We start from the raw sequence: 17,226 nt of genomic DNA, 5'->3' as shown, positions 1-17,226 counted from the left end.
TACGGTAAATACAGTATGATCCACGCATAAAACCAACCCGTTATCATACTCAAAAAACTCACTTTAAGGATTAGATGTGACTTATAAAACCGCCATGCTCGGCGCGCTGTTGTTAAGCTCTGTATTTAACTGCGCTCACGCAAAAGAATTGAATTTTGGTACACAGGTTCAACCTGAGTTACTCACACCGGTTTCAACCATTATGGCTTCACCACAGCAATATGTTGATAAACCTATCACCATTAAAGGCACCATTGTTAAGGTCTGTACTAAGCGTGGTTGCTGGATGAACATTGCTTCTGACAAACGCTTTGAAACGCTTAGAATTAAAGTCAAAGATGGCGTAATGGTATTTCCAGTCAGTGCCAAAGGCCGCGAAGCGATAGCAACGGGAACATTGCAGGCACTAAAATTTAACCTTGAACGCACTCGTGAAATTAAAGCCTATTACGCCAAAGAAGAAGGGGAAAGTTTTGACCCTGCCAGCGTAACAGAGCCGATGACCATGTATCAATTAGTGCCAACTGGGGTAAGTATTCTTGACTAACTGGTTAACCAAAATCAGATTTATTAATCAACTGAGTCAATTAAAGCAGGTTAACTGGTATCGGCTTAACCGTAACTTACACCGTGATGTGGGTTATTTCTGTATCGGTTTTACGCTGATATTTGCCATTTCAGGCATTGCGGTCAACCATGTGGCCGATTGGAACCCTAACTACGCCATGACCCAAGTCAACTTGGAAGTGGACGACAATAGTTGGACGGATTTATCTGACGCTGCCATTGCCCAATTAATGTTACAACGCCATCAGTTAACCCAAGAGGTCAAATCAACCTTTTGGCAGAATAAACATCAATTTGATGTCTTTCTCGAGGGCGGTTCAACTCTGTCTTGGAACAGACGGGCACATCAGGTGAGCTATTTACACGTTGAGCCCCGCGTATTGTTGCAGGCGCTCAATAAGCTTCACTTAAATGAAACCCGTAACGCATGGGTGTATTTTTCTGATTTATTTGCCGCAATGTTGATATTTCTAGCATTATCCGCGCTATTTATGGTCAAAGGAAAACATGGGCTTAAGCAACCTAAGCCCATTATCTTAATGAGCTTAGGGTTTATCATCCCGATATATTTTTTATTTACCGCGCAATAATTAATCGAAAATAATCTATCGTAAACTAACAAGCCCAGTCACTAATACGTGACTGGGCTTTTTTATACCGTTCAATTTACTGGTGATGGTTTAACGTTGCTAAGCGGCTCACGCTGGCAATATTGGCAGATAATCCCGGTGTCATTGGCGCGATTTTATAAGCGCGTTGTAACAGTAGTAGCGCGCGTTGGTACGCTTGGGTATCTAATAACATTTGCGCCTGTAGCGTCAGCGCCCTTACCTCAAAACCGCTAATATCAGCCGCGCGTGATAATAATATTTGTGCTTGTTGTTGATGAGTGGTTTGCAGAAGTAACGCCTGCTCAATTAACGCCTCACCGTTTAAGCTATCTAAATGAACCGCTTGAGTAAAAGCCTTACTCGCTTGTTGGTGACGCCCTTGATTAACGAATGCCTTGCCACTGACCACCAGCAACTGACTTTTTAGCTTAGAGGACACTTGAGTACGCTTATTCAGATTATTCACCAAACTCACAACTTGCTTGGATTGATCTTTCTCTAGCAAATAATTAAGAACGGACACCAATTGCTTCGCCTCAGGTAATGTCTGATGCGCCATGATTTCATCAAGCAGTGGCACGGCATTGCTGAACATGTCATTTTTTAAATATAGCTGCGACAATTGCCATTTTATCTCACCAGCATTGGCCACTTTATCTTGGGTTAACGCTAAACGTAAGCTATTTATCGCGCTGTTATCATTGCCTTGTCGCTGAGCTAAATTTGCCCTAATTAACAACAACTGACTGTCCATGCCATATTGTTCAATTAACGAGGTTAAGATATTTTGCGCTGCGGTTAATTCATTTAGCGCCATGGTGACTTGTAGCAAACCTTTAAGGTAAGTGCTGTTATTACCATCAAGTAACAATGCTTGTTGGTACGCGGCTTTTGCCGGTATGTATTGTTGCTGCTGTATATATCCATAAGCCAACATACTGTATAAGCCTGCGGTGGACTCATGACGAATTGCCGCTTGGATAAGCGGCCTTGCTTTATTATAACGGCCCTCTTGAGTGTAAATACCTGCTAACACAATTTGAGCACGGGTAAAATTTGCGTGCACATCAAGGGCTTTTTCTAATGCCATTTTGGCCTTATCGGTTTGGCGTTGCTGCAACTGTACCGACGCTAAGGTGTACCATAACGCGGCACTATTATTACTCTTAAGCCCTAAGGTTAACTCAGTAATCGCAGCTTGATATTGTTGCTTGTTCAGTAAGTCTTGCACCTGCTTTAAGGTTTGGTGTGCAGCATTATTTAATGTTGGCTCGTATCGGCTCACCGGCATAGTGGCAAATTTCGGCACTTCAAACGAGGCAATTGACACAGGCTGTGCCGACAACATAACAGGTGAATACAAGCACGCTGACAATAATAGCGTGGTCAATTTTTTATACGGTAAGTTTAATTTCATGCAGTTATCTTCTTATGCTTTTACATTAACCGGCCAATAAAACTCCGCTTTCACTTTTTCACCATGGCGTGTCGGTGAAGTAAAACGGGCTTGGCGTACAATCTTTTCAGCCACGCTAACTAATTGAGGGTAAGGCAAATCTTTAGTACCTTTTAATTCAACACGGCCATTTTCATGAATGATAATGTGTAAGGTTATTTTTAATTTTTTAATCTTTTTTGCGGCTATCTCACTGGGTAAACGCGCGGTGATTTGAGTTAATAACCGCGGATATTGATCGAGTTGTTCAAGGCCAAATGTTTGAATTTCTGCAATGGTATCGGTTGTAGGCGCGTTAAATTCAACCTGTAAATTTGATTGATTTGGGTCTGATATTTGCGGTGCGATAATCATCGGCAAAGGCACATCCATCGTGCTCACCTTTAAACTTGCACCACTGCTATTGGTAGCAAGTACTAACTGCGGGGTATTATTTTGTGTTGGCGATGGTTGCGTTGACGGTGGCGGAGGCGGCGGTATGGTTAATGGTGCAATATCCACCTCACGCATCATCAATGTTTCTGGTGCGTTATTAGGGTTACGCTTCATTTGTAACACCAATACAATGATGACTAACATGCCAACACTCACCAATGTATTAAACACCGGTTTGGGAAAGGATTTAAACAATAACAAATTCATCATTGTGGCTTATCCTTTTTTAGTGGCAATACTGACGCTGGATTTAGTGGCCAATTTGCATGCATCAATTAATGCCACTAACAGCCCTGTTTCAGCCCGTTTATCGGCCTGTATTACAATCGGTTTATTAGGCATTTGCCTTATTAACGGCGCCACACCTGCTAAACCAATTTGCGCGCCGCCATACCAAACTTCTCCGGTTTCGGTTAATGCAATCAAGACACTGCTCTGTGCCGCTTGGGTGGCGCTAATGGCTTGTGGGCGCTCAATATTCACCCCGGTTTCTTTGACAAAAACCGCTGACACAATAAAAAAGATTAACAAGATAAAGACCACATCAAGCAACGGAGAAATATCCACTGCAAGCTGCTTTTGTGACTGCTGGCTTAGTATATTTCGGTATTTTCTCATTGGCTTTGCTCCAACTTACTTTGGCAGCGCTGCTGACCTAATAACAATAATATCCATGCAGGAATAGCCACAATTAACCCCACTTCAGTGGTAATTAAGGCTTGAGCAATACCTTGACTAATGGAGGTTGAATGCTCGGTGGCTAACACTTCAAAACTATTTAATAAGCCATGCACTGTGCCAAGTAGCCCCAGCAATGGTGCGGCGCTCACCCATGCAACGAGCTGCTCACATTTATGATGACGACACAGCCAACAAGAGTGACTGCCACTACATTGCAATTGCCCGAGTAGATCGGCCAATTGCCAATATAAAATGGCGGCAAACACAAAAATAATCCACAGAATTGGCCCACCATCAAATAACCAGTCCGGTAGCGCCAGCGTACTAAATGGCATTAACAGGGCTTCAAGCACCAGTGTTATCTCCTAGTTGGCACAACACACCAGCATCGGCTTCTAATTGACTTAACATCCCTTGATGACGACGACTTAACCAGGCATGCAGTAATAGCGATGGGATGGCGACAACTAAACCAAGTTCGGTTGTGACTAACGCTTCTGAGATACCACCAGAAAGCACTGATGAGTCTTGATTACCAAATAGGTTCATCATTTCAAATGTTTGGATCATGCCGCTTACCGTACCTAATAACCCCATTAATGGCGCAACAGCGGCGGTAGCAGCAATCATTGCCATGCCTTTATCTTGCTTATTTTTTACGCCTAATAGGTATTGGTGGAGATAATCGCCCATGGCTTCACTGCCACAACCACGATGTTGCTGTGCTTGTTGCAGTAACTCAACTTGCCAGCCTTTGGTTGCAGGGATGACACCCGATTGCAGGTAACGTGCAACTAAACCGCAATCGGCTTTAGGTTGTTGGTGTAATTGCAGTGCTTTGATTAATGCCATCACTAACGCAATCGCCCCCATCAGCAAAATGGGATAAACCCAAAAACCGCCCTGTTTAATTTGATCAATAATACTTTTGTGGTTTGCTTCAATGGTGATCACTCGATTGCCGGTAATATCAATCGGTAAGACTTGTGAAGGACGGGCTGAGTCAATTGTGAGGCTAATTTTTGGCACATTGTTTTGCTCAGTGACTTGTATGTCTAACAAGCTCAGTTGACCGTTATGATGCAAGAAACCCAGCGGCCCTAAACGCAATAGCTCACCTTGTTCAAGTGCGCCATTTTTAGCAATCGCTTGTGATGGATGCCACTTAGGCGATAACTTGTCTCCAATTGATGACATTTCTTGTTCAATCAGTTTTATGGCATCACCTTCACGGTTACCAGCATGATGACTTAACAGGTTATGAATATAACGATTTTGGTCTTGCCATTGCGTTAAGCGTTGCTCCATTGCCTGAACACTTAAATAGGCATCATCTTTAGAGCGCGTTTGCCCAATGAGTTGTTGGCGTAATGCCAGTAAGTCCGCTTCTAATACCGTTAACTTAGTGAGCATGGGTTGACGTTGACGTGAGACTTTATCAACCTGTTGCTGATATTGCTGCTGGGCTTGTTTTAGCTCAGCAGACAATTGTGCCTCGTACTGTTGCATCGTGCTAGCATGACCTGAAAAGCTCAGTAAAAGTGTCAGCATGATTAATGTCAGCAGTTTCATTGCATCGCCTCCAAATTCACTAACACTGGCAGGTCAACCAATTGCGGTTTTTGCTGTTTTAAGTACACAGCAAACGCTTGATTAATTTCACTTTTCATTTCAGGCTTTGGCTGCCAATGCCACTGTTTGTCACTTGGATGCCCCACTCCAGCTGCAGAGCCGTCAGGCAGTTTAAATAGTGCGACCGACAAGCCGATATATAACACGTCAGCCTGCCATTGTTGGCCATTTAAATTCAGCAATTGTTTATCAAGTGTAAACAGTTGATTAAAGTCTTTTATCGCCGCCATAATATTCACCAATGCAGTTAAACGCTGCGTGAGCTCTGCACTGTCGTTATTAAGTTGACGATACTCTTTTAATTGCGCGCGCTGCAGCGGCGCTGGCAGCTGTGACCACGTTAGCCTTAATACCTCAAGTCCCTGCGTCAATAATTGTTGATATTGCTCAGTGGTTTGTTCGGCCTCAGCTTGTTGTGCCCCCAGCACTTCACGCTTGACACTGGCTTGATCACTTTCAGTGTCTGCCGAGTCCAGCTTGCTTTGCAATAATGTTTTTTCAGCTTGGTAGCTTTGGGTTAACTGAGTTAAGTGCTGCGCTTCTTGTTGCCAGCTAAGTTTCAAGCTAGCTAGCGCTTTGTCAGTGGCCATTTTCCCAGCCATAAGCTGATCGGTGCGCTCAAGACTTAGCGGCGTTGCCAACGCAGCACAAGGTAAAAGCATGATTAACAGCCATGTAAATTTCATCGTTACTCTCCCTATCATGCTTTAGCTGCGCCATAAGGCATTAAATCTAAATGACGCTCAAATAACGGTTTTAACACCGCTTGATGTGACACCATCATTAACGTAGTTTGCGGCAGTTGCTGTTTAATGAGCTCAATTAAAGCAATGGCTGTGGCTTCATCTAAACTGCTGGTTGCTTCATCTAGAATTAAGGTGTCAGGTTGGGCGAGCAGAGCACGCGCTAAACTGAACTTTTGCTGCTCACCACCTGACAACACTTGTTGCCACTCACCGGTTTGCTCAACGTCTTTAGCTAACTCATCTAAGCCAACTAACTGCAACACCTGCTGTAATTGCTCATTAGACACGGTTTGAGTCGCGGGGTAATTTAAGCAGTCATGTAAGGTGCCGCTTGGCAGGTAAGGACGTTGAGGCAGCAACATGGTTTCCCCTTGTTGCTGGAATATTTGACCTTCATAAAATGGCCAAATGCCTGCAATGGTACGTAATAATGTTGATTTACCTAAGCCACTTGCACCTGACACTAACAGATGAGAGCCGGCATTGAGTTCAATGTTCATGCCTTCAAGTAATGGCTTACCGTCTGGACGCTGAACCGTGAGTTCACGCCATTGCATGCTTGTCTGGCAATCAATATTTTGTGCTTGGTGTTGCTGCTGCATTGCATCAGTAAATGTACCCAAACGCTCAACCGTGGCACTCCAACTGGTTAATTTGGCGTAGTTATGCACAAACCAACTAAAGCCGGCATACACCTTCATAAAGGCCATCCGTACTTGAAATAAACCACCAATGGTAATGCTTTTTGCCATTAATGCTGGAATACCGGCAAACAACGGCACCATCATTGCTACTCGATGGTAACTGTTCACCACTAAGCCGAGTTTCTTTTCTCGGTTCATCAATGAATACCAGTTACTGGCAATGAACTGAAAACTGTTTTTAAGCTGGCGTTGCTCAGTCGCTTCACCTTTTAATAACGCAATTTGTTCTGCGCTGTCACGACGACGTAGTAAGCGCGCACGAAAATCGGCTTCTTTACGTTGTTGGGCAAAGTTTAATTTATGCAGCGGGTGACCAAAATAGTGCGTCACTAATGTCCCCACAATGGAATAAACTAAAGCGACCCAAAATAAATACCCCGCAATTTGGAAGGTTTCATTATTCCATTCAAACGATAACTGGCCTGATAAGTCCCATAAAATACGTGTAAAAGCGAACAGCACAGCGACAGCTTGAATTCCACCAACAAACAAACTAATGGTGTCAGATGTCAATAACCTTGCGTCTTCAGCAATACGTTGATCAGGGTTATCAGGCTCGTCGCCTAACGTCATGCGGTAATAGGTTTTATCCGTCATCCACTGACTGATAAGTTGCTCTGTAAACCACGTTCTCCAGCGAATAATCACTAACTGTTGTAACCATTGTCCATATACCATTAGCACGACTATGATAGCGATGATGACGCAAAACTCGAACATAAGGGGTTGAATTTTATCAAATTCCAAATCAACCAGTGCGTCGTAAAACTCTTTATTCCAAGTGTTTAACCATACGCTGGCCTCAACAACACTGAGTAAGGCGCCAATACTTAATGCTAATAAAACCCAAGTAAACCAATGGGCCCGATTTATCCAATACGGTTTGGCTAACAGCCAAAACTGTTTCAACAGTTGCATGCTTATTTCACTCCGGCCCAGTGCAATGCACCGGGCCATTTTTTACAGTTAAGATTTTTCTGGAAGAAGTCGTGCATCAATGGTGTTTGGCTTGCTTAAAATAGCGTGGCCTAATGCGTTGATTTCCGATGTTGTCACTAAGCTCAACCAATTTAGGTAAGAGGTGCGCTCGTCAATAACGTTATTCGTCATCGCTGCATGGCTGGCCCATGCAAAGCGGTTACGATCACTGATGGCTTCTTCTGCGTAGGCTAAGCGTTGTTGTTTTTTAAGTTGTTCAAGCTCAGCGTCAGTGACGCCATTTTTAAGGAACGTTGCAATGACCTTGTCAGCTTGCTCTTTTAACTCATCCCCACGAACAGGTTCATGGCTGTAACTCAACATGCCAAATGCCTGTTGACGCTCTTTATCTAAACGAATACCAAAACGTAAGCTATATACCCCACCGCTTTCTTCACGTAATTTTTCACGTAAACGCACAGATAGCATACGGCTGAGCAATTCAGCTTGGTTTTCAGCATCTTCACTGTATGGAAAATCCACATTGAACAATTGGGTACTAACCGCGACAGGTTCTGTGCCGACTTCAATACGCACTTTGTGTTGACCATCGTTAAGCTTAGGTAACACCGTTGGAGTGAGACTTTTGCCTTTGGGTAAGTTGCCAATATAGCGTGATGCTAAATCAATCACTTGCTCAGGGGTTGCAGGCCCCACTATCACTAATTGATGATCGGCTGCATTAGAGAATAATTGCTCCCACGCTTGAAGTAGATCATCAGCTTTAATCGCGGCAATTTCATCTTTAGTGATCGGTTGACTCATTGGGTCATTTTTATAACGCAACTTATCGATCGCCTGATTAAACATGCCATTTGGAGATGTTGAACGATGGAATACACCGCGCTCTAAACTTTGTTTACGCGACTGCCAAAGCGTGGCGTCTACTTGTGGCGCGGTGATGCGTTTATTGAGGTTTTGTAACCAATGTTCCAATGATGCAAGGTCAGTTCGACCTGAAACACCGTGCTCTTGAGCCGAAATAAACGGCATTTGACGCAATTCTTGACCCGCATTAATTTGAGTCAATTCAATGCTATTTAGACCACCATAACCAAATTCGCCCATGGTGCGCGCAGATAATTGCCCAGCACGTTGCAGGTTAAGTGGTAACGCTTGTGTGCCACCGAGCCCTTGCCATTTAACCAATAGTTGGTTTTTTGTTTCATCACTTGGGGTGAACCACACACTGGCACCATTAGCAAATTTCCAAATGTGGGTTCCTGCAATGTGTTGGTGACTTAACACTTTTGCTGCGACGGGCGCCTTGCTAAATAATGGCGCAACCTCTGCGCTGGTGTTGTCAACGCGAGAAGGATTTGCCATCGCCGTTGACCACCACTGTTTTATTTCAGCGCTTGTGGGGACTTGGTCGATATGCTTAGGGTTAATTTGCAGTGTGACAATCGGTGATCGAGTTTTTAGCATGTCACGAAAGTGCTCATTGACATCTTTTAGCGTAATCGTCGCGAGTACTTTTTCAGCCGCAGTTGCTCTTGCGGCAGGGTCAGTTAATGGTTGTAACAAGCGCACTTGCGAGAATATCGCTGACATTAACCGACTGTTAGTGGCATTTTGTTGGCCATCAGCGACTTTTTTGTAGCGCATTAAGACATTTGAGGCCGCCATGGTTAAATCGGCTTGCTTAAAACCATGTGCGCCATAAGCACTGAGGTTGTCAAATAGCTCTTGATAAGCTTGTTGGTAGTGCTGATTTTGCAGTACGGCAAGAATGCGGTTGTTATTGTAGCCAGGCATTAATGGTTGCGATGATGCTGCGATACGACTAATTTGTGGACTTTCAACTTGATACTTTTCATTCATTCGTTGAGAGAACATCATCATCGCCATTTGGTTAAGGATATCTTGGCGTAATGTTGCTTCATCGGTGACAATCGCTTGCTTAGCTCGTAAGCTAATAGAGGCCACTTCAGTTGTCACTTCAGGGTCTTGTAAAATTGATAACGCCATTTCTTTTGGTAGTGGCAAAGCCGTATCAGCCCGTTTTGGTAATTCAACCTTAGGCAGATCAGCAAAGTATTTGTTTAACTTGGCTTCCACGCTGGCTTTATCGGTGTCACCGACCACAAGCATGGTCATATTATTTGGGTGATACCATGTTTCCCAAAATGCTTTAATTCTGCTGGCGTCAACATGACGCACAAGGTCCATGTCGCCAATGGGATTACGTTCGCCATAACGACTGCCTTTAAGCAGTAACATCCGATTAGCTTGGCCTAAACGCCCCATTAATGTGCGGCCACCACGCCATTCTTCTTCAACAACTGGGCGCTCTTTATCAAGCTCATCATTATCAAATACCACAGCAGATGCTTGCTGAGACAACATATGAAATGCCTCATCTAACATGCTGTCGGTGTTATTTGATAAGTGTAAAAAATAAGACGTTATATTAAATTCAGTCATGGCGTTGACGTCTCGACCAAATACCAAGCCTAATGATTCTTGATGTTCAATAATTTTGTTATGTGGGAAATCTGTTGTGCCATTAAATGCCATGTGCTCAACTAAATGCGCGATTCCCTGTTGATCATCATCTTCATCAAGCGAACCAGAATGAACAATCAATTGCAGTGATACCCTTTCACCAGACTGGGTATTTTTAACAAACATATATTTCATGCCGTTTGCTAACATGCCATGTTCAATTCCTGGACGCTCAGCTAATACATTTTTAGCGGCAACTTGCTGTGTTGCTTGCTCAGTTGCACTGGTTTGGCCTAAAAGGGTTTGTGTCGAACAACCTGTAAACATCAAGCTGCTCATGAGGATAACTAACGGTGTTTTTTTCATTTTTTGTCCAAAAAAGGCCAACCGACTAAAATGCTATTAGTCAGTTAGACTTTATATAGTGATAAATTAATTACGAAGAGTGAAACTTAGCCAGAACTCACGGCCTTTATTGAAAAATGTGTCAGTAAATGCACTCCCGCCCCCAACATCGGTTCCGTAAGTTGCAACTTCAACATGTCTATTTAGTAGGTTAGTCACGCTAAGTTCTACGCTTGCGTGATGCTTAACTAGCGTTTGAGGGGTCCAACGAATGCTAGAATCCCATGTGGTCAAGCTGTCCATTTTCGCGGTGTTAATCGCCTTGACGTTGGTGGTCTCTCCGTCAATTTCAGCTGAATGCGTCCCCGCAAAATGCGTCAAGTTTCGACCATCTTGATAGTTCAATACGTTGCTCCAACTCAGGCCGATATTCTCCCAAGTCATGACCGCACCTAAACGCCCTTCTAATGGTGAATTAAACCCTGATGAGTCCATGTCTGAACTGCGTATGAGTTTGCCGTCAAAATACACCCAGTCATCATCATAGCTAGAATTTAAGTCGTTACTGTTGTCATATAAAGTAGATAAATTACCGCTGCCAGTGCGGTCTTCATAAGTCACATCAAGGTAACTTGTCAGTGCTCCCCCCATTAGTGACCAACGTTGGATGTTATGGATATTTAAACCCAATATGTGGCTTTTGCTTTGAATATTGTTATTAAGCTGACCATTACTTGACAGTGCTAGGCCATCTTTTTGCTCGCGCAATAAATAACTTGGGTTAAAGCTGATGCCTGCCGTTTCATATTGCCAACCTAAGCTCAGTTCGTCTGAGTATGGCACCTCTGCCGTATCTAGCGATGCTGCAATACCGTCGGTTTGATTGGCACAAGTGTAATCATTGATATCAGTACTGGTGTAATCACCGTTATTTGCGGTGCAACTACTAAAGACGGTTTTTAACCCTTTAGCAGCTTCACGCAGTTCCCACCCAAGTTGGTCATTAGAGTAATAACGGTTTAGGCCAAATGTAATCCGGTTAACGTTATCACTATTAAAGTCCCAACTTGCGCTCAATCTTGGCGCGATAACCAGCTTATCAAACTGTGACATATGTTCAGCACGCGCGCCCACATTCACCGTTAGTTGATCCCAGCTGATTTCATCATTGGCAAATAATGCATAACGCTGACTATCAACCGCGACGGAGCCTTGGTGGTAGTAATTCCATGTAGAAATAGATTCTTTGCCGTTGAGGTTTAAAAAGTTAAGCGCATTAAAGTCTGATTGACGGCTTTGCTCTGCTTGTTGGCTAACGATTTCTGTACCTAACATAAACTTGTGGCGTTGCTCGCCAAGGTAGACAGGGGCAAGGTTATACACAGACTTTAGTTGCCATGTGTCTTGTTGCTGACGTAAATTCCCATACCCACCGGTATTTTCTTGGCTAATTGGGCTCCCCGTTACGATGGTTGTTCTTACGCTATAGTAGTCAACCTCAGATAAACGCTCATCTTCTAATTGGTCATAGGTTAAGCTCGTATCCCAAGTGCCGCTGTCAAATTCTCCGGTTAATTTAACGGTTGCACCAATACCTTGATGCTTATTCGTAGAGTCGCTATACGGGCGCGCATCACCGTCGGCATCCGTCCCAACAATGTTTAAAAACTCTTTGTTGGTAAAGTTTGAATATCGAAGGTCTGATTGTAATTGCCATAACCCAAGATCTAATTGGTGAGTCACAAATAGGTTGTCGATTGATTGACCATAATCGGCCTTTTCACCATTATTATTGAGCGGGATTTCAGAATCTTTTTTACTATAATTAACGGCTAACTTTTGGGTGTCAGTTAATGCACCACTAAGGTGTAAGCTATGGAAGCGTTTTTGATAATCAGGTTGATAGCGACCATCACCAAAGCTAGCATCACCAAAGTCGTTATTTTTACTCGATGTAACCGGTTCTGCATTCCAATCACTGTCAGTCATTCGGTATTGGTATTCCGCCTGAAATGTATCTTGGGGCTTACGCAGTTCAACGTTTACAACACCACCTGTAAAGCCACCGTATTGTGGGCCAACATTGCGATCTAATACTTCAACTTGTTCCATCAACGCGGTATCAACAAAGTAACCAGACGTATGTCCTGTCCCTAAGGTTTGCGCATCTGCATTGTCAGATGCGGTCGCGATGTTGTTAGTGCTTACTCCCCCTATCATGTATTGAGTTTGATGCGGCCGCGCACCGGCAATAGAAATTTGTTCAGGAGTTAAGTCTCCACCACGTAAACTTGACACCCCACTGTCAATCCCCACTCCTGACTGATTTTTTAACAATGAAGATAAATCAGTATTGGTCATTGGCGTATTGTTAATTTGCTCTCTATCTATTGTGCTATGTGCTTGAACTTCTGCCTGCATGGCTTGAGTTTCAGGTAACGATGGCAATGCCTGTTCTGCATATGCTGATTGACCGTACAAGGCAAGTAATATACTGACGGATAACACTTTAAGGTGGGATATTTGTTCCATTTCTATTTCCATTCTCATTACTGTGATGAGTCACTGCTAAGTGGCAGTATAATGAAAGATAACCATTCACAAATAAAGATCTAAATGATATTGATTATCATTAGTATGACCACCCGCTCATTTTTTCTGTTTTTGTTAGGCAAAATGCTGAATACACAACGTTTTTAACATTTGAATCATGGTATTTCTTTATGAATTAGGCTAGGAAAGTGCGATGAATATCGACAGATGAAGCAAAACAGTGGCGAGTTACCTCGCCATTGTTACGATTAATTAGCGATTGCGTTGCCAACTAACATTACATTTTCACCCCAACAGTTAGCCAAAACTCGCGCCCTTTACTGTAATAGTCATCAGTAAAGGCACTGTTATCGGCAATACCTGAAGTGGCAATTTTTACTTGTTCATTTAGCAAGTTGGTGACGCTGACACCGAGTGTTAAGTGCTCATTGGCAATGTGTGGTGTCCATGTCAATTTGCTGTCCCAAGTCAATAGGCTTTGCATTTCAGCACTAGACAATACCGCTACGCTTGTTGGTTCACCGTTGATTTCTTCTGATTGTTGACCTTGCAATAAAGTCAAGGTGCGGCCACCTTCGTAGTTAAGTAAGTTATTCCATACCACGCCATATTGTGGCCACGCGGTATTTAATCCAAATGCTGCGGTTAAGTCACTGTTATAGCTGCCTGTATCCATGTCAGTGCGGCGCATAAGCTCACCATCAAGCATCACCCACTCTGTACCGCTGCCGCCATTAAGGTCGTTTTGATCGTCATATACAGCACTGGTGCTACCTGAACCTGTGGCATCGGTATAACCGACATTAATGTAGCCACCGACTTCAGCGCCTAATACTTTATAGTTTTCGACATTACTGAGTCTTAACGTATAAATATTGCTGTCGCTTTGCATGTTGTTATGCAGTTCATCACGGCTTAAGTCGCTATTGTAAATAACCGATAAACCATCTCGTTGGCTGCGAAATAGATAACCTAGGTTCATTTCAACATTACTGACTTGTCGGTCATAATTTAAAGCAAACTCATCAGAGTAAGGCGTATCAGCTTGGTTCATGTCGCTAACTTGATACTGGGTTTCTGATTCACAAGTGTAATCATTTGGATTCAGACTAATGTCATTTCCACCGCCCGTTCCCATACAGTTTTGACGATTAACTTGCATGCCGCGCTTTTGAGCTTTTAACGCCCAGCCCAGTAAGCTGCCACTGTAATAACGTGAGACACCCGCCGTAACACGGTTAAGTTGTTGATTATCAAAGTCCCAACTCGCACTCACTCTTGGTGCGAGTACCGTTTGGTCAAATAACTCAATATGTTCTGCTCGCAAACCTAAGTTGACGTTAAGCTGTTGCCAATCAAGCTGATTGGTAACAAACAGCGCATATTGATTAGACTCTGCGTCATAATTACCTGCTTGCGTGGTTGTCCAGCTAGTTAGCTTAACGGTGTCATTAGCATTACTGGTTTGAGTAAATGTATGGAAGTCATTATGGAAACGACCTGTTGCTGAAATTAATGTTGCCTGTGCACCAATTGATATTTGCTGACGAACGTCACCGGTATAAATGCTGTCAAAGTCGAATGCCGTTTTAATTTGAGTGCTATTTTGTGTTTGGTCTAAATTGCCGTATGACCCTGACGAGTTAAAGTTAAAACCGTCACGAAAATCTAGGTGGGTTTTAAAGTAATCAACATCCGCGCTGCGTTCATCTTTAAGTTGGTCAAATGCAACGCTGTTCCGCCACATACCTTGACTGAATTGACGGTCTAATTTAACCGTGATGCCCATGCCACTGTGACTATTTTGATAATCACTTAACTCGGCGGTGCTGTCATCAAAGGTATCGTTTAAAAAACGATCTTCTGTAAATTGGGAATAACGCAGTTCATTACTCAGCTCCCACTCGCCAAGTTGAGCGTTATGATTGAGGAATAAGTTGGTATTGGTTTGTGTTTGGTCTTTACGCTCACCATTATAAATAAGCGGAATGTCTGATTCATTAATGCTCATACCAAAACCGAGTTGGTGGTTGTCATTAATCGCCCCGCCAACGAACAAGTTATGGAAACGTTTTTGGTAACGGTCTTGATAGCGACCGTCGCCCCAAATTGGGCTTTCTAAGTCACTGTTGTCTTCATCAATTTTAGGGTCTTCATTCCAATCACTGTCGGTCATTTTAAATTGATAGTCAGCGGTGAAGTCTTTGGTCGGTTTACGCAGTTGTGCATTCACAACCCCCCCGGTAAAACCGCCGTATTCAGCGCTAATATTCCGGTCCATGACTTCAACAGAGTCCAGCAGAGTGGTGTCAAAGAAGTAGCCTGACGTATGTCCGCCAAGCCCACCAGCGGTATCGCGATCAGCGAACGTTGACACATTATTTGTCGATACGCCACCAATCATGTAGTTAGTTTGATGGGTGCGTGCATTGGCGATAGAAATCTCTTCAGGAGCAATATCTCCACCGCGAACAGAACCTGTGCCGTCATTAATTGCAATGCCCGGTTGGGTTTTTAGTAGTTGCGAGAGACTATTGTTGGCAACAGGTGTTTGCTGAATGTGCTCATGGTCAAGCACAAGGTGTTCGCTCTGTTCCTGGTTTTGAGATTGCACTTCTGTTTCAGCAAGTGTGGGTAAGTCATCACTTGCAATCACGCTAGAGGCGTAGAGTGCAGTGAGGATACTTGTTGTTAAATATGAATAGATTACAGCCGTTTTCATACATCACCTTAATGAGAATAGTTATTATTCGCAGCATTATATTGTGAGCATTCCATGCAGATCAATACGAATGAGAGTTATTTACATTGTAAGTTTACGCCACAGCTTATTTGCGTTGCTATCTGTAAACACATGTTGAGGATGGGTTTGGTTTATTGTTTACAAAATCGACGTTTTTTTGTTGCAAACATCATTTTATCGGTGAGATGTCACTGAGCATGACAATGTACTGTGATGACTTAAGGCTATTTTGCCGCCAATAGTTGTCGATGGCCGTTGGTGGGTAGATTGCTCTCTTGCTTACTCAAGCTGATTATCTTGGCAATTTTGCACGTTATGACATTGCTCTACACAAAGTGCTATTAGAGTACAAGTCTTGTGCCTGCAAATGAATAACAATAGTAAAACCCAATTAACAGCAAACATAAACATGAGTTTTATAATGACTGGAAAAAAATATATTAAACATAATCAAACACTTACTTTGATTCTATTAAGAAAAAAAGCCATTATTGGCGTAAATATATAAAAAACGACGATTTAAATTGAACTGTTTCGCAATACGCCAGTCTTATTTAATAAGTGAAGTGAAACCCATCGTTTAATTTCATTGTTCTTCATCATCATCCCATTGGATAACGTCGTTATCACACATATTGCCTTTGCAGTAGCAGCAACCTCAAAGTAGGTTGCTTTTTTTTGCCTACGTTTTTCAACTCTCCCTTCGCTTACTGCTCACTGCTCACTGCTCACTGCTCACTGCTCACTGCTCACTGCTCACTGCTCACTAAAGTATCGTGTGCTGGTAAGCCTTTTAACACGACAATGTTAATTTTATAAAAAAATATCAATGGCAATTGAACTCTTTTGAAATACGCCAGTCTTATTTAATAAGTGAAGTGAAGCCCATCGTTTAATTTCATTGTTTAATTTTATTGTTCTTCATCATCCCATTGGATAACGTCGTTATCACACATATTGCATTTGCAGTAGCAGCAACCTCAAAGTAGGTTGCTTTTTTTTGCCTACGTTTTTCAACTCGCCCTTCGCTTACTGCTCACGGCTCACGGCTCACGGCTCACTAAAGTATCGTGTGCTGGTAAGCCTTTTAACACGACAATGTTAATTTTATAAAAAAATATCAATGGCAATTGAACTCTTTTGAAATACGCCAGTCTTATTTAATAAGTGAAGTGAAACCCATCGTTTAATTTCATTGTTCTTCCTCATCATCCCATTAGATAACGTCGTTATCACACATATTGCCTTTGCAATAGCAGCAACCTCAAAGTAGGTTGCTTTTTTTTGCCTTCACTTCTTCTATTTACTTTCTAAATAGGTCATCAGT

Annotated in this window: 12 protein-coding genes; 2 read left to right on the top strand and 10 right to left on the bottom strand. The window is 42.9% G+C overall.

The features are described from left to right. Positions 1-76: 76 nt before the first annotated feature. Both G3R48_RS05265 and G3R48_RS05260 read left to right on the top strand, forming a co-directional pair. Positions 77-547 (top strand): DUF4920 domain-containing protein, encoded by a 471-nt coding sequence (locus G3R48_RS05265; protein ID WP_323741249.1) that lies wholly within the window; start codon positions 77-79, stop codon positions 545-547. Continuing rightward, complete coding sequence (locus tag G3R48_RS05260) at positions 540-1,157, top strand: PepSY-associated TM helix domain-containing protein (protein ID WP_153662511.1); 618 nt, start codon at positions 540-542, stop codon at positions 1,155-1,157. The genes G3R48_RS05265 and G3R48_RS05260 overlap by 8 nt, the downstream gene beginning before the upstream one ends. Positions 1,158-1,233: 76 nt before the next feature. Here the strand turns inward: G3R48_RS05260 and G3R48_RS05255 are convergent, their stop codons facing one another. The 10 genes from G3R48_RS05255 to G3R48_RS05210 form a co-directional block, all read right to left on the bottom strand. Further along, on the bottom strand, positions 1,234-2,595 hold the full coding sequence (locus G3R48_RS05255; protein WP_153662513.1) for a tetratricopeptide repeat protein: 1,362 nt from the start codon (positions 2,593-2,595) through the stop codon (positions 1,234-1,236). Positions 2,596-2,607: 12 nt separating this feature from the next. Beyond that, positions 2,608-3,279, bottom strand: a complete 672-nt coding sequence (locus G3R48_RS05250; protein WP_153662515.1) for an energy transducer TonB — start codon at positions 3,277-3,279, stop codon at positions 2,608-2,610. A gap of 6 nt (positions 3,280-3,285) precedes the next feature. Further along, entirely contained in the window at positions 3,286-3,687 is a 402-nt protein-coding gene (locus G3R48_RS05245) for an ExbD/TolR family protein (protein ID WP_153662517.1), read from the bottom strand. Beyond that, positions 3,684-4,103, bottom strand: a complete 420-nt coding sequence (locus G3R48_RS05240) for a MotA/TolQ/ExbB proton channel family protein (RefSeq protein ID WP_153662519.1) — start codon at positions 4,101-4,103, stop codon at positions 3,684-3,686. Before G3R48_RS05240 ends, G3R48_RS05245 begins: the two co-directional genes overlap by 4 nt. Beyond that, the gene (locus G3R48_RS05235) at positions 4,096-5,322 is read right to left on the bottom strand and encodes a MotA/TolQ/ExbB proton channel family protein (protein WP_153662521.1); all 1,227 of its coding nucleotides are present in this window, start codon (positions 5,320-5,322) and stop codon (positions 4,096-4,098) included. Before G3R48_RS05235 ends, G3R48_RS05240 begins: the two co-directional genes overlap by 8 nt. Then, positions 5,319-6,068 carry a DUF3450 family protein gene (locus G3R48_RS05230; protein WP_194823849.1) on the bottom strand — a complete coding sequence of 250 codons (750 nt, stop codon included), beginning with the start codon at positions 6,066-6,068 and terminating at the stop codon, positions 5,319-5,321. The genes G3R48_RS05235 and G3R48_RS05230 overlap by 4 nt, the downstream gene beginning before the upstream one ends. Before the next feature lie 14 nt (positions 6,069-6,082). Next, positions 6,083-7,750: an ABC transporter ATP-binding protein/permease gene (locus G3R48_RS05225; RefSeq protein ID WP_194823850.1), complete on the bottom strand. Its 1,668-nt coding sequence runs from the start codon at positions 7,748-7,750 to the stop codon at positions 6,083-6,085. Between the two features lie 48 nt (positions 7,751-7,798). Further along, on the bottom strand, positions 7,799-10,624 hold the full coding sequence (locus G3R48_RS05220) for a M16 family metallopeptidase (RefSeq protein ID WP_153662527.1): 2,826 nt from the start codon (positions 10,622-10,624) through the stop codon (positions 7,799-7,801). 66 nt (positions 10,625-10,690) lie between these two features. Then, complete coding sequence (locus tag G3R48_RS05215) at positions 10,691-13,135, bottom strand: TonB-dependent receptor plug domain-containing protein (RefSeq protein WP_194823851.1); 2,445 nt, start codon at positions 13,133-13,135, stop codon at positions 10,691-10,693. A gap of 298 nt (positions 13,136-13,433) precedes the next feature. Then, complete coding sequence (locus G3R48_RS05210) at positions 13,434-15,878, bottom strand: TonB-dependent receptor plug domain-containing protein (protein WP_153662531.1); 2,445 nt, start codon at positions 15,876-15,878, stop codon at positions 13,434-13,436. Positions 15,879-17,226 lie beyond the last annotated feature (1,348 nt).

The organism is Shewanella intestini (genome assembly GCF_018221465.1).
GTDB classification, from domain to species: domain Bacteria; phylum Pseudomonadota; class Gammaproteobacteria; order Enterobacterales; family Shewanellaceae; genus Shewanella; species Shewanella intestini.
The sequence above is the reverse complement of the archived record's forward strand: the minus strand, read 5'-3'. Positions and strand labels throughout refer to the sequence as shown.